At 73.1% G+C, this 21902-nt stretch carries 18 protein-coding genes and 1 riboswitch; of the genes, 6 read left to right on the top strand and 12 right to left on the bottom strand.

Annotated elements, in window-relative coordinates:
* Positions 1-6 precede the first annotated feature (6 nt).
* The gene (locus tag ACRAKF_RS29450) at positions 7-423 is read left to right on the top strand and encodes a VOC family protein (protein ID WP_447040566.1); all 417 of its coding nucleotides are present in this window, start codon (positions 7-9) and stop codon (positions 421-423) included.
* A gap of 78 nt (positions 424-501) precedes the next feature.
* Here the strand turns inward: ACRAKF_RS29450 and ACRAKF_RS29445 are convergent, their stop codons facing one another.
* Positions 502-894, bottom strand: a complete 393-nt coding sequence (locus ACRAKF_RS29445; RefSeq protein ID WP_447040565.1) for a cell division protein SepF — start codon at positions 892-894, stop codon at positions 502-504.
* 205 nt (positions 895-1099) lie between these two features.
* On the opposite strand from ACRAKF_RS29445, the gene cbiE reads away from it, so the two are divergent.
* Positions 1100-2413, top strand: a complete 1314-nt coding sequence (gene cbiE / locus ACRAKF_RS29440) for a precorrin-6y C5,15-methyltransferase (decarboxylating) subunit CbiE (RefSeq protein WP_447040564.1) — start codon at positions 1100-1102, stop codon at positions 2411-2413.
* On the top strand, positions 2410-3159 hold the full coding sequence (gene cobM / locus ACRAKF_RS29435; protein WP_447040563.1) for a precorrin-4 C(11)-methyltransferase: 750 nt from the start codon (positions 2410-2412) through the stop codon (positions 3157-3159). Before cbiE ends, cobM begins: the two co-directional genes overlap by 4 nt.
* A 61-nt stretch (positions 3160-3220) precedes the next feature.
* On the opposite strand, the gene ACRAKF_RS29430 is transcribed toward cobM, so the two are convergent.
* Positions 3221-3748 (bottom strand): DapH/DapD/GlmU-related protein, encoded by a 528-nt coding sequence (locus ACRAKF_RS29430; RefSeq protein ID WP_447042235.1) that lies wholly within the window; start codon positions 3746-3748, stop codon positions 3221-3223.
* A 131-nt stretch (positions 3749-3879) separates the two neighbouring features.
* Here ACRAKF_RS29430 and ACRAKF_RS29425 point away from each other — a divergent pair, with 131 nt between their 5' ends.
* Complete coding sequence (locus ACRAKF_RS29425) at positions 3880-4809, top strand: LysR family transcriptional regulator (RefSeq protein WP_447040562.1); 930 nt, start codon at positions 3880-3882, stop codon at positions 4807-4809.
* A 15-nt stretch (positions 4810-4824) separates the two neighbouring features.
* On the opposite strand, the gene ACRAKF_RS29420 is transcribed toward ACRAKF_RS29425, so the two are convergent.
* Entirely contained in the window at positions 4825-5931 is a 1107-nt protein-coding gene (locus tag ACRAKF_RS29420) for a cobalt-precorrin-5B (C(1))-methyltransferase (RefSeq protein WP_447040561.1), read from the bottom strand.
* Between the two features lie 17 nt (positions 5932-5948).
* Here ACRAKF_RS29420 and ACRAKF_RS29415 point away from each other — a divergent pair, with 17 nt between their 5' ends.
* Positions 5949-6719, top strand: a complete 771-nt coding sequence (locus ACRAKF_RS29415) for a cobalt-precorrin-6A reductase (RefSeq protein WP_447040560.1) — start codon at positions 5949-5951, stop codon at positions 6717-6719.
* A gap of 6 nt (positions 6720-6725) precedes the next feature.
* Here the strand turns inward: ACRAKF_RS29415 and ACRAKF_RS29410 are convergent, their stop codons facing one another.
* From ACRAKF_RS29410 to cobG, 3 genes are read right to left on the bottom strand one after another with little or no spacing between them, the layout of a single operon-like run.
* A complete protein-coding gene (locus tag ACRAKF_RS29410; protein ID WP_447040559.1) occupies positions 6726-8264 on the bottom strand; it encodes a precorrin-2 C(20)-methyltransferase in 1539 nt (512 codons plus the stop codon).
* A complete protein-coding gene (locus ACRAKF_RS29405; protein WP_447042234.1) occupies positions 8261-8887 on the bottom strand; it encodes a precorrin-8X methylmutase in 627 nt (208 codons plus the stop codon). The genes ACRAKF_RS29410 and ACRAKF_RS29405 overlap by 4 nt, the downstream gene beginning before the upstream one ends.
* Before the next feature lie 11 nt (positions 8888-8898).
* The gene (gene cobG, locus ACRAKF_RS29400) at positions 8899-10251 is read right to left on the bottom strand and encodes a precorrin-3B synthase (protein WP_447040558.1); all 1353 of its coding nucleotides are present in this window, start codon (positions 10249-10251) and stop codon (positions 8899-8901) included.
* Between the two features lie 114 nt (positions 10252-10365).
* A riboswitch (cobalamin riboswitch) is annotated at positions 10366-10486 on the top strand.
* 43 nt (positions 10487-10529) lie between these two features.
* On the opposite strand from cobG, the gene cobN reads away from it, so the two are divergent.
* Positions 10530-14135 carry a cobaltochelatase subunit CobN gene (gene cobN, locus ACRAKF_RS29395; RefSeq protein WP_447040557.1) on the top strand — a complete coding sequence of 1202 codons (3606 nt, stop codon included), beginning with the start codon at positions 10530-10532 and terminating at the stop codon, positions 14133-14135.
* A 21-nt stretch (positions 14136-14156) separates the two neighbouring features.
* On the opposite strand, the gene ACRAKF_RS29390 is transcribed toward cobN, so the two are convergent.
* From ACRAKF_RS29390 to ptlE, 6 genes are all read right to left on the bottom strand, one after another.
* Positions 14157-15389 carry an amidohydrolase gene (locus ACRAKF_RS29390; protein WP_447040556.1) on the bottom strand — a complete coding sequence of 411 codons (1233 nt, stop codon included), beginning with the start codon at positions 15387-15389 and terminating at the stop codon, positions 14157-14159.
* Between the two features lie 90 nt (positions 15390-15479).
* Positions 15480-16868 carry a pentalenene oxygenase gene (ptlI, locus tag ACRAKF_RS29385; protein ID WP_447040555.1) on the bottom strand — a complete coding sequence of 463 codons (1389 nt, stop codon included), beginning with the start codon at positions 16866-16868 and terminating at the stop codon, positions 15480-15482.
* Positions 16869-16921: 53 nt separating this feature from the next.
* A complete protein-coding gene (gene ptlA, locus ACRAKF_RS29380; RefSeq protein WP_447040554.1) occupies positions 16922-17932 on the bottom strand; it encodes a pentalenene synthase in 1011 nt (336 codons plus the stop codon).
* A 169-nt stretch (positions 17933-18101) separates the two neighbouring features.
* Complete coding sequence (locus ACRAKF_RS29375; protein ID WP_447040553.1) at positions 18102-19115, bottom strand: polyprenyl synthetase family protein; 1014 nt, start codon at positions 19113-19115, stop codon at positions 18102-18104.
* Entirely contained in the window at positions 19112-20008 is an 897-nt protein-coding gene (gene ptlD / locus ACRAKF_RS29370) for a neopentalenolactone/pentalenolactone F synthase (RefSeq protein WP_447040552.1), read from the bottom strand. Before ptlD ends, ACRAKF_RS29375 begins: the two co-directional genes overlap by 4 nt.
* A gap of 34 nt (positions 20009-20042) precedes the next feature.
* Entirely contained in the window at positions 20043-21830 is a 1788-nt protein-coding gene (gene ptlE, locus ACRAKF_RS29365; protein ID WP_447040551.1) for a neopentalenolactone/pentalenolactone D synthase, read from the bottom strand.
* Positions 21831-21902: the final 72 nt, after the last annotated feature.

Below are 21902 nucleotides of genomic sequence, written 5' to 3'. Positions count from 1 at the left end.
TAGGGCATGGACATCAAGCTCTCGCAGTGTTTCATCGCCGTCGACGACCACGACAAAGCCATCGCGTTCTACCGTGACGCCCTCGGCCTGGAGGTGCGCAACGACGTCTCGTACGAAGGGCTTCGGTGGGTGACCGTCGGCTCGCCCTCGCAGCCGGGCGTGGAGATCGTGCTCGAACCGCCGGCCGCCGACCCGGCCACGTCGCCCGCCGACAAGCAGGTCATGGCGGAGCTTCTCGCCAAGGGCCTGCTGCGCGGTGTGATCTTCTCCACCGACGACGTGGACGGCACCTTCGAGCGCGTCAGGACCGCGGGCGGCGAGGTGCTCCAGGAGCCGGTCGACCAGCCCTACGGCGTCCGTGACTGCGCTTTCCGCGACCCGGCCGGCAACATGCTGCGCTTCAACCAGCCGCGCCGCGGATAGCACCGCTCAGGAAGCACCGGAAGCTCAGGAAGCCCCGACGCTCCCGGAAGCCCAGGAAGCTCCGAAGGCGCCGGAAGCTCAGGTCTGGGAGACCGCTTCCACCAGCCCCTGTACCTCCGTGCCGGGCGGCGCCAGGAGGAAGACGTTCTTGTCGACCCGGTGCATGCCGCAGCCGAGGCCGAGGACCACGCCGCTGCTGAAGTCCAGTACGCGCTTGGCCACTTCGGTCTCGGCTCCGGTCAGGTCGAGGAGGACCGGGATCTGCGCCATGACCGTCTCGGCCACCTCGCGGGCGTCCGAGAAGACGTTCACCCGCATCACCACGAAGCGCCGCCGCGTCTCGGTCTCGGCCTCGGGCATCGCACGGTGCCCGGGCCACGAGGGCCATTCGTTGCGGCTGCGCAGAGGTACGACCTGGGCGAGCCCTTCCCACTGTTCATCGGTGACGTCGTGGCGCTGACTGTTACTCACTGGCCCACCCCGTCCTGGCTCGCACGTGAAATCTGCACCGGCCAATTCTTACGCCAAGTCACCCGTTCAGCCCAACACCGACACGAATGACCCGCCGCGAACATCCGGTACGGCTTGTCGCACGTGAGGCGCGATAAGGGCGCCGGGCCTGGTCAGCAGTAGAGTGCGGTCGCGCAGTCCCCTCCCGAACCCCGAGGTAACAGAGTTGAGCCCCGCACCTCCCGCCTCCCCCGAAGGCATACCGGCCGTCACTGTCGTCGGGCTCGGGGCCGACGGCTGGGACGGCCTCTCCGCGGCGTCGCGCGCGGCGCTGGCCGACGCCGAGGTCCTGATCGGCGGCGCGCGCCAGCTCGGCCTGCTGCCGCTCTCCCGCTGCCCCGGCGAGCGCGTCGCCTGGCCCTCGCCGCTGCGCCCCGCCGTGCCCGCCCTGCTCGCCGCCCACGCGGGACGCCGGATCGCCGTCCTGGCCAGCGGCGACCCCATGTTCTACGGTATCGGCCGCGCCCTGACCGAGGAGCTGGGCCCGGGAGCCCTGCGCGTCCTGCCCCACCCCTCCTCCGTCTCCCTCGCCTGCGCGCACCTGGGCTGGCCGGTCGAGGACACGGAGGTCGTCACGGTCGTCGGACGCCCGGCCGCGCGCCTGGCCGCCGCGCTGCACGACGGGCGGCGGCTGCTGGTCCTCAGCGCGGACGCCGCAACGCCGGCCGAGGTCGCCGCCCTGCTGCGCGACCGCGGCTTCGGCCCGAGCAGGCTGCGCGTACTGGAACAGCTGGGCTCCGAGCGCGAGAAGTCGTACGAGGACACGGCCGAGGCCTGGTCACATCCGCCCGGCGACCCGCTGAACATCCTCGCGGTCGAGTGCAGCCGCAGCCCAGAGGCGTTGCGGCTCGGTGCCGTGCCGGGGCTGCCCGACGCGGCGTACGAGAGTGACGGGCAGCTCACCAAGCGGTATGTCCGCGCCGCCACCCTCGCGGCCCTCGCGCCCGCCCCCGGCGAGTTGCTCTGGGACGTGGGCGGCGGCTCGGGGTCGATCGCGGTGGAGTGGATGCGGGCGCACCCCTCCTGCCGTGCGGTCACCGTCGAGAAGAACACCGTGCGCGCCGAGCGGATCGGACGCAACGCCGAGCGGCTCGGCGTCCCCGCGCTGCGCGTCGTCACCGGCGCGGCCCCCGCCGCGCTCACCGGGCTCCCCGTCCCCGACGCCGTGTTCATCGGCGGCGGCCTCACCGCACCGGGTCTGCTCGACGCCTGCTGGGCGGCGCTGCCGGCCGGCGGACGCCTCGTCGCCAACACCGTCACGCTGGAGTCGGAGGCCCTGCTCGCCGACCGCTACCGGCTTCACGGCGGCGAGCTGGTGCGGCTCGCCGTCGCGCAGGCCGTCCCCGTCGGCGGCTTCACCGGGTGGCGCCAGGCCATGCCGGTCACCCAGTGGACTGTCACCAAGAGGTCCGACAACACGAGGTCCGTCAACACGAGGTCCGTCAACGAGTCCGGAATGTCTGGAGAACAACAGCGATGACCGTGTACTTCATCGGCGCGGGCCCCGGCGCCGCCGACCTGATCACGGTGCGCGGCGCCCGGACGCTCGCGGCCTGCCAGGTCTGCCTGTACGCGGGCTCCCTGGTGCCGCGCGAGCTGCTCGCCGAGTGCCCCGAGGGCGCGCGCCTGGTGGACACCGCGCAGCTCGACCTGGACCGGATCACCGCCGAGCTGGTGGGTGCGCACGAGGCGGGTCTCGACGTGGCACGGCTGCACTCGGGCGACCCGTCCGTGTTCAGCGCGGTCGCCGAGCAGATGCGGCGGCTCGACGCGGCGGGGGTGCCGTACGAGGTGGTGCCGGGCGTTCCCGCGTTCGCCGCGGCGGCGGCCGCCCTCAAGCGGGAGCTGACGGTGCCGACCGTCGGCCAGACGGTGATCCTCACGCGCGTCGCCCAGCGGGCCACGGCCATGCCGGAGGGCGAGGACCTGGCCACGCTGGGCCGCAGTGGCGCGCTGCTGGTGCTGCACCTCGCCGCGGGCTACGTGGACCGGGTCGTCGAGGAGCTGCTGCCCCACTACGGCGCCGAGTGCCCCGCGGCCGTGGTCGCCCTGGCCAGCCGGCCCGACGAGGTGATCCTGCGGGGCACGCTGGCGGACATCGCGGACCAGGTGAAGGCCGCGGGCATCGTAAGGACCGCCGTCATCATGGTGGGCCGCACGCTCGGCGCCTCACAGTTCCGTGACAGTCACCTGTACTCGGCGGAACGGGACCGGCACGTCTGCTGAGCGTGTCATCGCGCTCTCCCTGAGTGCTGAGTGAGAGACACGGCCGGCAGCCCTGCCCGGCTCAGCCAGTCGGCTTGATCAGCCGGGCCGGGACTCCCGCGGCCACGGTGCCTGCGGGGACGTCGCGGGTGACCACCGCACCGGCAGCGATCACCGCACCGGCACCGACGGTCACCCCCTGCGTGATCACGGCGGCCGTTCCGATCCATACGTCGTCCTCGATGACGATCGGGGCGAAGGAGAGGTACTCGCGGCGCTCGGCCAGGGGCAGTGGATGGCCTCCGGTGATGAGGCTGACCTTCGGGGCGATCATGACGCCGTTGCCGATACGGATGCCTCCCCTGTCCATGAAGGTGCATCCCTGGTTGACGAAGACGTTCTCCCCGAACGTCGTGTTCAGCCCGTGCTCGGTGAAGAACGGCGGGTAGATCGTCACCGACTCCGGGAGCGGGCCACCGAACACAACGGACAGTAGTTCCGCGCGCCCTTCGCTGTCGCTGAACGGAAGCACGTTCAGTCGGGACGTCGCATCCGTTACCTCCACGATCCGTTCCGCATGGCGCGCGAACTCAGGGGTCTGGACATACATGATCTGCTCTGTGCGGGTGGACATGTGCTGATCTCAGCACCGCGCGGAGCATTCGATCAAACAACCCCGCACCACTCCCGGTACAACCAATGGTTGTGGGAGTGGTCGGGTCGGGGAAGTAGGGTGGCGGCGTGGACATCGAAGCGCTGCGGACGTTCGCGACCGTCGCCGAGACCGGCCAGTTCCAGGCCGCGGCCGACGAGCTGGGGGTCAGCCAGCAGGCGGTCTCCAAGCGGATCGCGGCCCTGGAGAGGCACCTTGACGTCATGCTCCTGGTGCGGACCTCCCGAGGCTCCCGGCTGAGCCCGGACGGGCAGGTCTTCCTGCCGCACGCCAAGAAGGTGGTGGCGGCCGTCGAACAGGCCGAGCAGGCCGTGCGCCCCGGAAGCCGTCCCTTGCGCGTCGACGTCCTCAATCGGCGCATCCTCCCGGCCCAGACCGTCTACCGCTTCTACCGCTCCCGCCCCGGGACGGACCTGCACGCGGTCACGCTGAGCGCGGAGAACGCCGCCCAGGCCGCCCAGGCGGTGCTCGAAGGGACCGTCGACGCGTCCTTCCGTGCCCTGCCGGGAGACCAGGTCCCGACCGGCATCAGCGTCGAACGGCTCCTGGACGCACCCCTGGAGCTCCTGGTCGGACCCGGCCACCCGCTGGCCGACGCGCCCCGGGTCAGCCCCGCGGACCTGGCCGGTCACCGCATCTGGATCCCCGGGATCATGCCGGGCACGGAGTGGGCGGCGTTCTACCGGGCGCTGTCCGAGGCCTTCGGCCTGAGCATCGACGCGCTCGGCCCCAACTTCGGTGACGAGGCCCTGATGGACACGCTGGCCGACTCGGCCTCGCTCGCCACCCTCGTCGGCAGCGGGGACCGGTACCTGTGGCCCCAGACCCACGACCTGCGGCGCATCCCGTTGCACGACCCGACCCCGGTCTACCCGCACATGCTGCTGTTCCGCAGCGGAGACCAGCACCCCGTACTGACCGAGCTGCGCGAGCATCTGCGCACCACAGGCCCGCGGACCCCGCACGACGTGTGGACGCCGGACTGGGTGAACCGCTGACCACACGCGGGGCGCTCAGCTCCGGCCCACCACCGTGCCCGCTCTGTCGATGCAGATGACGTCGACCTCGACCGGAGCGCCCCGCAGTACCGCGAGGGCCTCGTCGCGGGCCGTCTGCGCCACCAGGTCGCCCAGCGGGACGCCCGCCGCCTCGCACAGGCGCAGGGCCTCAAGCCCCGTGTTGGCCGCGGCGATCCGGCCGGCCAGGGCTTCGGAGGCGCCGCCGCGTGTCGCCAGGTCCGCCAGGAAGCCCTTGTCGACCTGGGAGCGGCCCGAGTGGAGGTCCAGGTGGCCCGCCGCCAGCTTGGAGAGCTTGGCGAAGCCGCCGCAGATGGTGAGGCGGGCGACGGGGTGGCGGCGTATGTACTTCAGGACCGCGCCCGCGAAGTCGCCCATGTCGAGCAGCGCCTCCTCGGGGAGGCCGTACTCCGCCACGACCGTCTTCTCCGAGGTCGAACCGGTGCAGCCCGCCACGTGCGTGCGCCCCGCCGCCCGCGCCACGTCGACGCCGCGGCGGATGGAGTCGATCCACGCCGAGCAGGAGTAGGGCACGACGATGCCGGTGGTGCCGAGGATCGACAGGCCGCCGAGGATGCCGAGCCGCGGGTTCCACGTGGAGCGGGCGATCTCCTCGCCGTGGTCGACGGAGACGGTGATCTCCACGTCCGGGGCCGTGCCCGCGCCCCGCGCCACCCGCGCCACGTGGTCCCGCATCATCTGCCGGGGCACCGGGTTGATCGCCGGTTCGCCCACGTCCAGGGGCAGGCCGGGGCGGGTGACCGTGCCGACCCCCGCGCCCGCCCTGAACACGACGCCCGAGCCCGGCGGCAGCCGCCGCACCGTGGACCGCACCAGCGCGCCGTGCGTGACGTCCGGGTCGTCGCCCGCGTCCTTGACGATGCCCGCCATGGCGTACGCGTCCCCGCGCTCCTCCGCGGCGAGCGCGAAGGCGGGCGTCTGGCCCTTGGGCAGCGTGATGGTCACCGGGTCGGGGAAGTCGCCGGTCAGCAGCGCCGTGTACGCGGCCGTGGTCGCCGCCGTCGCACAGGCGCCGGTCGTCCAGCCGGGCCGCAGACCGGTGTGCTTGAGTTGGGCGCTGCGCCCGCCCTTTGCCTCACTCATGAAGGAAACCGGACTCCGTGCACGTATTGATTCTTGGGGGAACGACCGAGGGCCGCCGCCTGGCCGAACTTCTGGTGGGCGGGGCCGGCGAGGCGGGAGAGGCGCGCGAGGCGGGGCCTCGGGTCACCAGTTCCCTCGCCGGGCGCGTCGCGGCGCCCCGGCTGCCGCCCGGCGAGGTCCGCGTCGGCGGCTTCGGCGGGGCCGAGGGGCTCGCGGCCTGGCTGCGCGAGCACCGCGTGGACCTGCTCATCGACGCCACCCATCCTTTCGCCGGGACGATCTCGTTCAACGCGGCGACGGCCGCCGCCTCGGCCCATGTTCCCCTGCTCGCCCTGCGCAGGCCCGGCTGGGTGGCGTCCCCGGGCGACGACTGGCATGCGGTGGACTCCCTGGAGCAGGCGGCACGGGTGCTGCCCGAGCTGGGCGAGCGTATCTTCCTCACCACCGGGCGGATGGGGCTAGCCGCCTTCGCCCGGCCCGAGCTGGACGCGCTCCGGTTCCTCGTGCGGTCCGTGGACGCGCCGGAGCCGCCGTTCCCGCAGCGGATGGAGGTGCTCCTCGACAGGGGCCCGTTCACGCTCGGCGGCGAGCGTGAACTGCTGCGGCGGCACCGGATCGACGTGGTCGTGACGAAGGACAGCGGCGGCGCGGCGACGGCCCCGAAGCTGGCCGCCGCGCGCGAGGCGGGGGTGCCGGTGGTCGTCGTGCGGCGCCCGCCGACGCTCGGGGGCGTACCGGTGGCGGCGACTCCGGAGGAGGCGGCCGCCTGGGTGCGGCGGCGCGCCTAACCGGCCCTACGTCGCTTCCGTGCCCTCGGGGTACCTCCGGGGCGTCCAGACGATCTGGTCGCCGCCGGCCCGCCGCGTCCACCGCGTCTGCGAGGAGCCCACGATCAACAGCGTGCGCATGTCGACCTCGGCAGGGTCGAGGTCCGCGAGCCGCACCACCCGCGCGCTCTCCTCGGGACCGCCGATGTCACGCCCGAGCACCACGGGAGTATCGGGCGCCCGGTGTTCGAGCAGCAGCTCCCGTGCCTTGCCGACCTGCCAGGTGCGGCTGCGTGAGCCGGGGTTGTAGAGGGCGAGGACGAGGTCGGCGGAGGCCGCCGCGGCCAGGCGTGAGGCGATGACCTCCCACGGCTTGAGGCGGTCGGAGAGCGAGATGGTGGCGTAGTCGTGGCCGAGGGGGGCGCCCACGCGGGCGGCGGCCGCGTTGGCGGCGGTCACCCCCGGCAGCACCCGCACCGGAAGGTCCGCGTACGCGTCCTGCGAGGCGGCCTCCAGGACGGCCGTGGCCATGGCGAAGACGCCGGGGTCGCCGCCCGAGACGACGGCCACGCGCCGCCCGCGCCGCGCCAGCTCCAGGGCGAACTCGGCGCGCTCGGACTCCACGCGGTTGTCGGAACCGTGCCGCCGCTGTCCCGGGCGGTGGGGCACGCGGTCCACGTAGGTGGTGTAGCCGACCAGGTCGTCGGCGGCGGCGAGCGCGCCGCGCGTCTCGGGGGTCAGCCAGAGCGGTCCCGCGGGCCCGGTGCCGACCACGACGACCTCGCCGCGGGCGTCCGCGGCCGGCTCCGGCGCGGGGCCGCCGGTCAGCGGGGCCACCCGGCTCGGCAGCACGGCCACCGAGAAGTACGGCACCGACTCCGGGTCCACGTCGGCGAGGCGTCCTGTGCGCTCGCCGTCCATGGTGGCGCGCTCCACGTAACGGGCCTCGTCCAGGCGGCCCACGCGCTCCAGGGCGCCGCGCACCTTGCCGAAGGTGCGGCCGAGCTTCATGACGACCGCCGAGTCCGTCGCCGCGAGACGCGCGGCGAGCTCCTCCTCCGGGAGGGTGCCGGGCAGGATCGTGAGGATCTCCTCGGCCTCCACCAGGGGTTCGCCGAGCCGGGCCGCCGCCGCGCTCACCGAGGTGACGCCGGGGATGACCTCGGTCTCGTAGCGGTGGGCGAGGCGCTTGTGCATGTGCTGGTAGGAGCCGTAGAAGAGCGGGTCGCCCTCGGCGAGGACGGCGACCGTGCGCCCGGCGTCCAGGTGCGCGGCGAGGCGCCCGGCGGCGGCCTCGTAGAACTCGTCGAGGGCACCGCGGTAGCCGCCGGGGTGGTCGGTGGTCTCCGTGGTGACGGGGTAGACCAGCGGCTCCTCGATGTGGTCGTCCCGCAGGTGCTTCGCCGCGATGGAGCGGGCGATGGAACGGCCGTGCCGCGCGGAGTGGTACGCGACGACGTCGGCGGCGGCGATGACCTCGACGGCCCGTACGGTCATCAGGGAGGGGTCGCCGGGGCCGAGCCCGACCCCGTACAGCTTCCCCGGCTCAGTGGTCTCGGTGTTCACTCCGCCTCGCTCGCAATCGCGTTGATCGCCGCCGCGGCCATCGCGCTGCCGCCGCGACGTCCCCGTACGACCAGGTACTCAAGGCCCGAGGTGTGCTCGGCGAGCGCGTCCTTGGACTCGGCGGCGCCGACGAAGCCGACCGGTATGCCGAGCACGGCGGCCGGGCGGGGGGCGCCCGCCTCGATCATCTCCAGGAGGCGGAAGAGCGCGGTGGGCGCGTTGCCGATGGCGACGACGGAGCCTTCGAGGCGGTCGCGCCAGAGTTCCAGGGCGGCGGCGCTGCGGGTGGTGCCGAGCCGGGCGGCGAGGTCGGGCACGGACGGGTCGGTGAGGGTGCAGACCACCTCGTTGCCGGCCGGGAGCCGCTTGCGCGTGACGCCGCTCGCGACCATGTTCGCGTCGCACAGGATCGGGGCGCCGTCGCGCAGCGCCTTGCGGGCGTCGGCGACCACGCGAGGGCTGAAGGCGAGGTCGCGGACGAGGTCGACCATGCCGCAGGCGTGGATCATCCGCACCGCGACCTGGCTGACGTCGGCGGGCAGACCCGCGAGGTCCGCCTCCGCGCGGATGGTGGCAAAGGACTCGCGGTAGATCGCCGCGCCGTCCTTCTCGTAGTCGAACACTGTGCTCTCGCTCATTTCGTGGCCGTTGTGGTGGTGGCCGTTGTTGTGGTTGCCGATGTCGTACGCGTACGTGCCTGTGCCGTACGTGCCGTGGTGACCGCCTCTGTGAGGGTGGTGCCGGTCACGGGGGTCGCCGTGCCGCCGGTGCGCGCCGTCACCTCGTACCGCCCCTCACCGGTGGCGAGTACGTCGATCCAGTCACCGCGCGGGTGTCCGCAGCGGCGCTCGCAGCCCGACCAGTGGACGGGCAGGCCGCCGAGGCCCGGCACGGCGTCCGCGCGGACGTCGGCGAGGGACTTGGCGCAGCCGGGGCGTCCGGTGCAGGCGCCGACGCCGAGCCAGGGTGACGCGGGGTCGGTGATGAACCCGGCGTCGGCCAGTGCGGCCAGGCGGGCGTGGGCCGCCGTCGCGTCGGCGAAGCCGGGGAGGACGAAGCCACGCCACGGGGTGACCCGCAGTTCGTCGGCGGGCAGCGGCAGGAGGGCCCGCCACTGGGCGGCGGTGACCCGGCCGAGCGGGGCGTTGACGGCGACCGCACGGCCGATGACCCCGGGCGGCGGCGCAACCGCCGGCTCCCCCGCACTCGGCGTCAGCGGCTCCCCCGCGGCCAGCGGCTCCCCGGTCGTCGGCGCCGCCGGGATCGACGCCCGCCGCAGCGCCTCGGCGACCCCCGCCTCGCAGCCGCGAGGCAGTTCCCGCACCCGCCAGGCCCCGTTCCCCGCCTCACGCGCCGCGGCGAGGAACGCCCCGGCCGCGGCGAGGGCGGCGCGCGGGGCGTCCGCGGCGGCCACCCGCAGCGCCACGGCCCCGACCCGCACGACCGCCGTCCCGCCCGATTCTGCGATCAAGGTCACATCGCCGCCGAGCCCCGCCATGTCTCCGCGCCCGTCGTCGAGGGCGAACAGGAAGCGGCCGGACAGCGCGGTGGTCCACTCCTCCGCGCAGAGCAGCCCGTCCAGCTCACGGGCCCACAACTGCACGTCAGCGAGGCCTTTTCCGTCGATTCCGGCGAGCGGGGAGGCCACGATGTTCCGTACGCGTTCATGGCGCGCGGAGGGCAGCAGGCCGGCGTCCGCGAGCAGCGCGGCCAGGGGGGAGCCGCAGTCCTCGGCGAGGCCGCGCAGCTCGACGTTGCCGCGCGAGGTGACGCTGAGCCGGCCGTCCGCGAGGCGCTCCGCCGCGTCGGCCAGGACCAGCGCCTGACGGCCGGTCAGGAGCCCTGCGGGCAGCCGGAGTCGGACCAGCGCACCGTCGTCGGCGAGGTGCGGGCGCAGGGCTCCGGGACAGGCGTCGCCCCGGTCACGTATGAGGGATTCGCCCTTGTTCGTGGAGGTCGCTCGGGTGGGCGGCATGGCGGCGAGCATACCCACGCGCTTCCGGGCAGTCGCCTCCCGACGAGGGCCGTCGGGGCAGCCTGCCGCCCGCTCCGGCGCGGGCAGGACTTACTATGCAGACGGCGGTCCGCCAGGTCCGCCGACGCCAGCGACGGCGTGGGCCCGACAGGGGCCCGAAGGAGGAAGCCCGGTGTGAATCCGGCGCGGTCCCGCCACTGTGAGCCCCACCCACGTGGGGTGAGCCAGGAACTCCTGCCGTCCATACGACCACCCGGGGCGCGGACACCCCGAGGAAGGCCTGCGCCCGCATGCTTCTGCTGCTGTCGACCTCCGACACCGATCTGCTCAGCGCCCGCGCGGCGGGGGGTCCGGTCGACTACCGGTTCGCCAACCCCTCCCGCCTGGACCTCGCCGAGCTGCCCTCCCTGCTCGACGGCGCCGACCTGGTCGTCGTACGCCTTCTCGGCGGTGTCCGTGCCTGGCAGGACGGCCTGGACCAGCTCACCGCCAGCGGTCTGCCGGTGGTCGTGCTCACCGGTGAGCAGGCGCCCGACGCCCAGCTCATGGCCTCCTCCACGGTGCCGATCGGCATCGCCGCCGAGGCGCACGCCTACCTCGCGCACGGCGGCCCCGCCAACCTGGAGCAGCTCGCCCGCTTCCTCTCCGACACGGTGCTGCTCACCGGCCACGGCTTCGAGCCGCCCGCGGCGGCGCCGTCCTGGGGCCCGCTTGAGCGCGCCGCGCGTGACGTCGAAGGCCCGACCGTGGCGGTGCTCTACTACCGGGCCCACCACATGAGCGGCAACACCGCGTTCGTGGACGCCCTGTGCGGCGCGATCGAGGACGCGGGCGCCCGCCCGCTGCCGCTGTACGTGGCCTCGCTGCGCGCCCCGGAGCCGGAGCTGATCGAGGAGCTGCGCGCGGCGGACGCCATCGTGACGACGGTCCTCGCGGCGGGCGGCACCAAGCCCGCCGAGGCGTCGGCCGGCGGTGACGACGAGTCCTGGGACGCGGGCGCGCTGACCGGCCTCGACGTGCCGATCCTCCAGGCGCTCTGCCTGACCGGGTCGCGTTCGGCCTGGCAGGAGAACGACGAGGGCGTCTCGCCGCTCGACGCGGCCAGCCAGATCGCGGTGCCGGAGTTCGACGGGCGGCTGATCACCGTGCCGTTCTCGTTCAAGGAGATCGACGAGGACGGCCTGCCCGCCTATGTCGCCGACGCCGAGCGCGCGGCCCGCGTCGCCGGGATCGCCGTGCGGCACGCCCGTCTGCGGCACATCCCGGCCGCCGACAAGCGCCTGGCCCTGGTCCTCTCCGCGTACCCGACCAAGCACTCCCGCATCGGCAACGCGGTGGGCCTCGACACCCCCGCGTCCGCCGTCGCGCTGCTCCGCAGGCTCATCGACGAGGGCTACGACTTCGGACCCACCGAGGAGATCCCGGGCCTGGTCTCCGGCGACGGCGACGAGCTGATCCGCGCGCTGATCGACGCGGGCGGCCACGACCAGGACTGGCTCACCGAGGAGCAGCTCGCCGCCAACCCCGTCCGCATCCCGGCCGCCGCCTACAAGCGCTGGTACGCGACGCTGCCGCAGGAGCTGCGGGAGTCCGTCGAGGAGCACTGGGGGCCGCCGCCCGGCGAGATGTTCCTCGACCGCTCCCGCGTGGACGCCGGCGGTGACCCCGAGGGTGACATCGTGCTCGCGGCCCTGCGCCGCGGGAACCTGCTGATCCTCATCCAGCCGCCGCGCGGCTTCGGCCAGAACCCGATCGCGATCTACCACGACCCGGACCTGCCGCCCTCGCACCACTACCTGGCCGCGTACCGCTGGATCGCCGCGTCCGCCGAGGACGGCGGCTTCGGTGCCGACGCGATGGTCCACCTGGGCAAGCACGGCAACCTGGAGTGGCTGCCGGGCAAGAACGCGGGCCTCTCGGCGGCCTGCGGCCCCGACGCCGCGCTCGGCGACCTGCCGCTCGTCTACCCGTTCCTGGTCAACGACCCGGGCGAGGGCACGCAGGCCAAGCGCCGCGTGCACGCCACGCTCATCGACCACCTGGTCCCGCCGATGGACCGCGCCGACTCCTACGGCGACATCGCGCGCCTGGAGCAGCTCCTCGACGAGTACGCGCAGATCAGCTCCATGGACCCGGCGAAGCTGCCCGCGATCCGCGCGCAGATCTGGACCCTCATCCAGGCCGCGAAGCTCGACCACGACCTGGGTCTGGAGGACCGCCCGGACGACGACGGCTTCGACGACTTCCTGCTGCACGTCGACGGCTGGCTCTGCGAGATCAAGGACATGCAGATCCGCGACGGTCTGCACGTGCTCGGCACCGCCCCGGCGGGCGCCGCCCGCGTCAACCTCGTCCTGGCGATCCTGCGCGCCCGCCAGATCTGGGGCGGCACCTCGGCCCTGCCCGGCCTGCGCGAGGCGCTGGGCCTCGACGAGTCCGCCGCGACCCGGGTGAGCGCCGACGAGGCCGAGGCGAAGGCCCGCGCCCTCGTCCAGGCGATGGACGACGCCGACTGGGACCTCTCCGCCGTCCCCGCCGACCAGAGCGAGCAGGTCAGGGCCATCCTGGAGTTCGCGGCCCGCGAGGTCGTGCCGCGCCTGGCGGCCACGACCGCCGAGCTGGACCACTCCGTGCACGCCCTGAACGGCGGCTTCGTCCCGGCGGGCCCCTCGGGCTCCCCGCTGCGCGGCCTGGTCAACGTCCTGCCGACGGGCCGCAACTTCTACTCCGTCGACCCCAAGGCCGTCCCCTCCCGGCTCGCCTGGGAGACGGGCGAGGCCCTGGCCGACTCGCTCATCGAGCGGTACAAGAACGACAACGGCGACTACCCCACCTCCGTGGGCCTCTCCCTGTGGGGTACGAGTGCCATGCGCACGGCGGGCGACGACGTCGCCGAGGCCATGGCGCTGCTCGGCGTCCGCCCCGTCTGGGACGACGCCTCGCGCCGCGTCACCGGCCTTGAGGCCATCCCGTACGAGGAGCTGGGCCGGCCCCGCATCGACGTGACGCTGCGCATCTCGGGCTTCTTCCGCGACGCGTTCCCGCACACGATCGGCCTGCTCGACGACGCGGTGCGCCTCGCGGCCTCCCTCGACGAGCCCGCCGAGCACAACTACGTACGCGCCCACGCCCAGGCCGACCTGGCCGAGCACGGCGACGAGCGCCGGGCCACCACCCGTATCTTCGGCTCGCGCCCGGGCACGTACGGCGCGGGGCTGCTCCAGCTCATCGACTCCCGCGACTGGCGCACGGACGCGGACCTCGCCGAGGTGTACACGGTGTGGGGCGGCTACGCGTACGGCCGCGGCCTCGAAGGGCGCCCGGCGCGCGCCGAGATGGAGACGGCGTACAAGCGCATCGCGGTGGCGGCCAAGAACACGGACACGCGCGAGCACGACATCGCCGACTCGGACGACTACTTCCAGTACCACGGCGGCATGGTCGCGACCGTGCGCGCGCTGCGGGGCACGGCCCCCGAGGCGTACATCGGGGACTCCACGCGCCCCGAGACGGTCCGCACGCGCACGCTGGTCGAGGAGACCTCGCGGGTGTTCCGCGCGCGCGTCGTCAACCCGAAGTGGATCGAGGCGATGCGCCGCCACGGCTACAAGGGTGCCTTCGAACTCGCCGCGACGGTGGACTACCTGTTCGGCTACGACGCCACGACGGGCGTCGTGGCCGACTGGATGTACGACAAGCTCACCGAGGCGTACGTCCTCGACCCCACCAACCGGCAGTTCCTCCAGGAGGCCAACCCCTGGGCGCTGCACGGCATCGCCGAGCGGCTCCTGGAGGCGGAGTCGCGCGGCATGTGGGCCAAGCCGGACCCGGCGGTGCTCGAAGCGCTGCGGCAGGCGTACCTGGAGACCGAGGGCGACCTGGAGGACAAGGGCTGAGCCCTCGGAGCCGGCAGGCTCTCAGCCGGTGCGTTCGTGACGGCCGTCCAGCCAGGCGAGGGCGGCCGTCGTCAGCGCCGTGACCCCGGTGGTGATCGTCGGTTCGATCAGCGGGGCGAAGAACGGCGAGTGGTTGGAGGGGATGTCCCGCTCGAAGGTGCCCGCCTGTCGCGCGGCGATCACCTTCGCGGGGTCGGCGCCGCCCAACAGCCAGTAGCAGAGCGGGATGTCGGGCTCCGCCGAGGTGGCGAAGCAGCCGACGTCCTCGCTGCCGGTCACCTGGCCGGGGTCCATGATCCGCTCCGCGCCGATGACGGCGCCGATCGCGGCCATCGTCTTGTCCACGGCGTGCGCGTCGTTGACGACGACGGGGAAGGCGTCGACCTCCGTGGTCTCGGGCTCCCGCTCCGCGCCGGCCGTGGCCGCCTCGCCCTTGATGACCCGCTCGACGGCGGCGAGGACGCGGGTGCGGACCTCGGGGGTGTACGTACGGATGTTGATCTGGAGCTCGGCCTCGTCGGGGATGACGTTGTGCTTCGTGCCCGCCCGCAGCGCGCCGACGGTGACGACGGCGGTCTCGCCGCCCGCGACCTCGCGGGAGACCACCGTCTGGAGCCGCATCACCGTGGACGCGGCCATCACCACCGGGTCGATCGTCGCCTCCGGGCGTGAACCGTGGCCGCCCTTGCCGAACATGCGCACCGTCAGCGAGTCGCTCGCCGCGAAGGCGGGGCCCGCGTGCGCCCCGATCATGCCCGCGGGCAGCGGGGCGACGTGCTGGCCCAGGACGACGTCGGGGGTGCCGAACCGCTCGTAGAACCGGTCGGCGATCATCTCCCGCGCGCCCTGCCCCGCCTCCTCGGCGGGCTGGAACACGGCGACGATCCTCCCCGACCAGTCCTCGCGGCGGTCCGCGAGCACCTTCAGCGCGCCGAGGAGGCAGGTGACGTGCATGTCGTGGCCGCAGGCGTGCATGACGCCCGCGGTGCGGGAGGCGTACGGGAGGCCGGTGCCCTCGGCCACCGGGAGCGCGTCCATGTCGGCGCGGAGCAGGACGGCCGGGCCCGCGCCGTTCGCCATCACGGCCACGACGCCGGTGCGGCCCACGCCCGTCGTGACCTGGTAGCCGTACGAGGCGGCGCGACGGGCGGCCTCGGCGGCGGTGCGGTGCTCCTCGAACGACAGCTCGGGGTGGGCGTGCAGGTCGCGGTAGAGGTCGGCGAGGTCTCCCGTGAGTGCGGGGTCGTCGGGCATGGCACGCTCCTCGTTGTCTCGCTGCGGTGCCGGTCACTGTACGGATGAACCCTCCATGGCCGTACGCACCACTCCCGCCCCGCCCGCTCTCTACGCCCCGGGCGTACGGGTGGTCATCCGCAGGCGTAGGGTGCGCGGCTGGTAGACGGTGGCCAGCGGGACGGGGCGCACGTCGACGCCCGGTTCGCAGGTGACCCGCCACTTGCTGAGGATGGTGGCGAGCGCGAGGGTGGCCTCGGTACGGGCGTAGAGGTCGCCGATGCACTTGCGGGCGCCGGTGCCGAAGGCCATGAACGACTGCCGGGCCTGCGGCGTCACCCGTTCGGGCAGCCAGCGGTCGGGGTCGAACCGGCGCTCACCGGGGAAGGACCCGGCGTCGAGCGCCACGGCCGCCGGGCTGAAGACGACGGTGCTCTGCGCGGGCAGCCGCAGCCCCGCCACGTCGAGGTCGGTGGAGGTCAGCCGGGTGAAGAGCCAGGCCGGCGGATAGAGCCGCAGGGTCTCGGTGATGATGCGGTCGGTGAGCTGGAGCCGGGCGACGTCGTCGAACTCCGGGGCCCTGCCTTCGAGGACCTCGTCGATCTCCGCGTACAGCGCCTCCTCGATCCGCGGATACTTCGAGAGCAGGTAGAAGATCCAGGTGAGGGTGGCGGCGACGGTCTCCGTGCCGGCCGCCATCACGGTGATGACCTGGTCGTGGATCTCCGTGTCGCCGAGCCTGCCGCCGTCCTCGTCGCGCGAGTCGAGGAGGGCGGAGAGCAGGTCGTCGTGGTCGGCGCCGTCGCGGCGGTAGTCGTCGATCAGCGTCTGCGTGGTCCGGTGCAGGTAGTCCAGGTTGGCGCGGTAGCGCCGGTTGCCGGGGCTCGGCATCCTGCGCACCACCGCGGGCAGGAACATCTGCCGGAAGAGGCCCTTGAGCACGGCGTCGAAGGCGCGCTCCACGCTGTCGGCGAGCTCCTTGCTGACCGGCGTCGAGTACAGCGTGCGGCCCACGGTGCGCAGGGCCATGCCGTACATCTCGGGGAAGGCGTCGACCACCACGCCGTCGCTCCAGCGCTCGGCGGTGGTCTCGATCTCGGCGTGCATCGCCGAGGCGTACCGCTTGAGCTGGGGGCGGGTGAAGGCCGACTGCATGAGCCTGCGCTGCCGCCGGTGGTCGGCGTAGGGGCAGGTGACCAGGCCGTTGCCCGCGATGTCCCGGGCGCGGTCGTAGAAGATGCCGCCCTTGTCGTACTCGTTGTCACTGGTCAGGACCTGGCGGAGCAGGGCGGGATGGGTCGGTACGTGGGCCTCGGTGGGGCCCAGGCGTATCTTCACCAGGTCGCCGTGCCGGGACAGCGACGACATGAACTGAAGCGGGCGGCGCATCATCTGCCAGGCGTGCCCGACGAAGGGCGCGGCTCCGGGCGCCGTGCCCGCGACGAAGGTCTGCCGCTCGGTCGGGGAGGTCGGGGAGGTCGGGGCGCTCTGCTGGACCATGGGGTTTCTCCTTGTTTCCCTCGGGTGGTACGGGGTGGGGTGGCCGGGGGCCGTCAGCGGACGCTGCCGAGCTCCTCCAGGAAGCCCTGGCGGCCCGCGGCCAGCGCGAACTCGGCGTCGTAACGTCCCGAGGAGCGGTGCCAGTCGTAGGAGCCGCGGATGACGGGGCGCACCGCGTCCAGGCGGTAGCGTTCGACGGCCTCGCGCTCGTCCGCGGTGAGGGAGAAGGCGTCGCAGACCTTGGGCAGGATGCTCTCCAGGAGCAGGAACTCCTCCAGGCGTACGCGCACTTCGTCCTGCATGTACGCGATGCTGCGGCTCTTGGGCCAGCCGTGCTCGCGCATCAGGATGAAGACCATGTTGTTCAGCTCGCCGCGCGCCTCCTCCTTCTCCAGGGAGGCGATGTCGTTGAGCATCAGGTTGACGTCGACGGCGATCCGCAGCATCGCCGACACGACGGCACCGTCGAAGACCCGGTGCGGCACCTCGAAGTGTCCCGTGGCCTCGGCGAGGTCGACGGTGGGCTGCACGCCGATCGTGTGGCGGCGCATGGCGAGGTACTCCCGGGCCGAGCCGCAGGGCGTGTCGTCGAGGCGGCCGCGCGCCTCGTCCACGTAGCCCTGGAAGTAGTTGCGCCAGTGCCGGGCGCTGCGGGCGCGCCACTCCTTCGACATCCCCCGGCAGGTGCGCCGCCAGACGTCGGCGAAGCCGTGCGCGATCAGGGGCGCGGAGGCGGGCAGCGGTCCGTCGAGGGCGGCGGCGACGGCGTCGGTGAGCTCCCTGGTCCGCACGGGGTCCTCGCCGCGCGGGCCGTCGAAGAGGTCGTCGAAGAGGAAGAACCAGGACATCAGGTCGACGCCGAGGTCGAGGTCGGCGCCGGTGGTGGAGGGGTAGAAGCGGGAGGCGAGGTCGGCGTAGCCGCCCTTGCGGTGGCGCTCGGCGGCGGCCTCGGTGCTGATCAGGCCGAGGGAGCGGGGCCACTCGATGTGCACGGCCTCGGCTCTGGCGTGGTCGGGGCTGCGGCGGCCGGGCAGCGGTATGGAGAAGTCGACGTCCTGGGGCATGGGGATACTCCCTGGGCTGCGGAACAGGGCGCGGAGCGCGCCCGGGTGGGGGCGAGGGGGCGTAGGTGTGGTGGAGCGGGGCGGGTGTCGTGGAGCGGGGCGGGTGTGGTGGAGCGGGGCGGGCGTACGACGTGTGGTGGGCCGGGGCGGGTGTGGGGGCAGACGGGGCTCACATCTGCCGGTCGACGACGAACCGTCCGAGCGCGAGGAGTTCGTCCCGCGCGCCGGCGTCCAGCTCGACGCCGCGCAGCGCGTCCTCGGCCAGCGCCATCCGCCGGGCGGCCTCGGTCAGCGCCCAGTCACGGCCGCCGGAGCCCTCGATCAGGCGGGCCACCCGGCGCCGTTCCTCCTCGTCGGGTTCGCCGCGGGTGGCGAACCAGGTGGCCAGCTCGCCGCTGAGCGGGCCGTCCTGGTTCAGTGCGTGGCTCACCGGCAGGGACTTCTTGCGGGAGCGCAGATCCGAGTGGACCGACTTGCCGGTGACGGCCGGGTCGCCCCAGATGCCGAGAACGTCGTCGACGAGCTGGAAGGCGATGCCGACGTGGTCGCCGTAGAGCGCGAGCGCGTCCACCGTCGTCTCCGGTGCCCCGGCGAGGACGGCGCCGATCGCGGCGCTCGCCGAGAGCAGCGCGCCGGTCTTGCCCGCGGCCATGTCGAGGCACTCGTCGACCGTGACGTGCGCGCGCTGTTCGAAGGACAGGTCCTGGACCTGGCCGCGGATCAGATGCCGGGTGGTGCGCGCGAGGAGCCGGGCGGCGGGCGCCGCCGTCGGCAGACCGGTGTCGAGCAGCACCTCCTGGGCGAGCGCCAGCATCGCGTCACCGGTCAGGATGGCGCTGGAGGGGCCCCACAGCTTCCACACCGTGCGGCGGTGGCGGCGTTCCTCGTCACCGTCCATCAGATCGTCGTGCACCAGGGAGAAGTTGTGCACCAGCTCTACGGCGACGGCGCCGGGCAGGGCGACCTCCGGCGGTGCGCCGACCGCCTCGGCCGACAGGAGTGCGAGCGCCGGCCGTACGGCCTTGCCGGCGTCCGCGCTGGTGGGCGCGCCGCCGGCGGTGATCCAGCCGAAGTGGTAGGCCGCCTGGTGACGCGAGCGGTGGTCGAGCCGGTCGACGGCGGCGCGCAGCGCCGGGGTGATCGTGACGCGGCTGTGGCGGAGGCAGGCGGGAGCGGTGCTCATGCGGTGGCCTCCGCGCGCCAGGGGTCGGTGGGGTCGTCGAAGATGCCGACGACCTGGCGCATGACGCGTCGTTCGGCAGGGTCGAAGGCCTGCTTGGCGTGGATGGTGCCGAGCTGGTCCCACATGACGATGTCCCCGGGCCGCCAGGTGTGGGTGTAGGTGTACTCGGGCTTGCCCGCGTGCGAGAGGAGTCCGTCGAGCAGCTTGCGGCTTTCCTCGGGGGTGAGGTCCACGATCCGCTCGGTGTTCAGGGTGCTGACGTAGACCGACCGGCGGCCGGTGCGCGGATTGCGGGCGATCAGCGGGTGGATGGTGGAGGTGCCGTCCTCGGCCTTGATCCGCCCGGTGCCCTCGCCGAGGGACACCTCGCCCTGGAGCTCCTCCTCGATGGTCTCCTCGTACCCGGTGCGCAGGGCGTGGCGGACCCGGTAGGAGTGCAGCAGGCGGCGCTCCTCGGCGGGCAGCGACTCGTACAGGGCGTACATGTCGGTGAAGAGGGTCTCGCCGCCGGACGACGGCACTTCCACGGCCTCCAGGAAGCCGACCCGGGAGACGCGGGGGCGGAAGGAGTAGTCGGTGTGCCAGCCCATCCACCCGGCGTCGCCGACGCCGATCTTGCGGCCGTCCTCCACCAGGTTGGAGACGATCAGGATCTCGTTGTGGTCGGGGTGGGCGCCGCTGGTCAGGCCGGTCTTCGGGATGTACCCGAAGCGGCGGCCGAAGGCCAGGAACTCTTCGTCGGAGGGGGGCTCGTGGCCGCGGAGGACCAGTACGAGGTGCGCGTCGAGCGCCGCCCAGATCTCCTCGGCCTGGGTCTTGTCCATGTCGCCGGTGACATGGGCGCCGTCCACGACGGCGCCGAGAGCGGCGCCGGGTATCGGCGTGACGTCCATGGGCGTTGCCGCCTTTCACGAAGGGATGGGGTGGTCAGCGCAGATCGAGGCCGGCGAGGTCGCCCGCCCGGCGCCAGCGCCTGAGGATGTTCACGAACTCCACCGAGCCGCCGCCGTAGCTGGAGTTGAGCAGGGGCAGTCCGCTCGGGTCGCCCTCGTTGTTGTAGAGGCCGGGCGTGCAGTTCTCCAGGAAGCCGAGGTCGTTGCTGGCGAGCCGGAGGATTTCCTCGACCCACTCCTTCTCGCCGGCCTCCGAGGCCTCCACGACCCGGTGGCCGCGCTCCTCCACGCACTTGACGATGTGTGCGAGGTGCCGGGTCTGCTCCCCCAGCATGTAGGCGATGTTGACGTGCCGGCCGGCCTGGACCTTGGAGAGGATGAAGCAGTTGGGGAAGCCGTGCACCTGGAGTCCGTGCAGGGTGCGCGCCCCGTCCGCCCACTTCTGGGACAGCCTCGTGCCGTCGCGGCCGACGATGTCGTAGCCCGCGCGGTCGGTGTACGGGACGGCGAACTCGTGCTCGTACCCGGTGGCGAAGATCAGGCAGTCGACCGGGTACTCCCGGCCGTTCGCGACGACCCCGCCCGGGGTGAGCCGTTCCACGCCCTGCCCCTGGGTGTCGACGAGGGTCACGTTGGGCCGGTTGAAGGTCTGGAGGTAGCCGTCGTGGAAGCAGGGCCGCTTGCAGTACACGCGGTAGTACGGCTTGAGGGCGGCGGCCGTCGCGGGGTCGGTGACGACGCCGTCGATGCGGGCGCGCAGCTCCTCCATCTTCAGGAAGTCCGCCCGCTCGGCCGCGAGCGCCCGCTCCTGGGGGTCACCCCCGGTGTCGCCGGTGGGCAGGATCGCGGCGGCCAGCTTCGCCGTGGTCTGGGTCCAGCGGTCCTGGACCAGGTCCTCGTCCTGCGGGACGCCGGAGGTCAGCGCGTGGAAGTTCTCCATCCGGCGCTGCTGCCAGCCCGGTTCGAGGGTGTCCGCCCAGCCGGGCGGGGTGGGCCGGTTGCCGCGGACGTCGACCGTGGCCGGGGTGCGCTGGAAGAGGACGAGCTGCTCGGCCCACTCGGCGAGGTGGGGGGCGAGCTGGATGGTCGTCGAGCCGGTGCCGATGACGCCGACCCTCTTGTCCTTCAGCCCGGTCAGGCCGCCGGTGCTGTCGCCGCCGGTGTAGTCGAAGTCCCAGCGGCTGGTGTGGAAGGAGTGCCCGGCGAACGTCTCCAGGCCCGGCAGTCCGGGGAGTTTGGGGCGGTGCATCAGACCGATCGACATGGCCACGTACCGGGCCCGGATCAGGTCCCCGCGGTCGGTGCTCACCAGCCACCTGTCGGCGGCCTCGTCCCAGCGCAGCTCGGTGACGGTGGTCTGGAAGAGGGCGTCGCGGTAGAGGTCGTACTGGTGGGCGATCCGCTGGAGGTGGGCGAAGATCTCGGGGCCGGTGGAGTACTTCTCGGTGGGTATCGTGCCGGTCTCTTCGAGCAGCGGCATGTAGATGTAGCTCTCGACGTCGCACCGGACGCCGGGGAAGCGGTTCCAGTACCAGGTGCCGCCGACGTCGCCGGCCTCGTCGATCAGCCGGATGCGGTCGAGGCCGGTCTCCTTGCGCAGGTTGGCGCCGGTCAGCAGGCCGCCGATGCCGGCGCCGACGACGGCGACGTCCACCTCGTCGGTGAGCGGCTCGCGCTCCCGCCACTCGGTGTAGGGGTCGCGCGCGTAGCGGCTGAAGTCACCGCGCGCGAACTGGTAGGTGCGACCCGCGCCGCGCTTGTCGCGTTCCTCCCGGTACTTCTCCCGCACCGCTGCCAGGTCGATGGTCAGAGCCTGTGTCATATCCCCGGTCGGATCAGCGTGCGGCGTCTGGTGCGTGCGATCGCAAGGCGCCGGAGAGTCCTCGTGGCGGAG

The sequence above is a fragment of the Streptomyces sp. DSM 118878 genome, from assembly GCF_052936595.1.
Note: the sequence above shows the minus strand (reverse complement) of the source record. Positions and strands in the feature narration are given on the sequence as shown.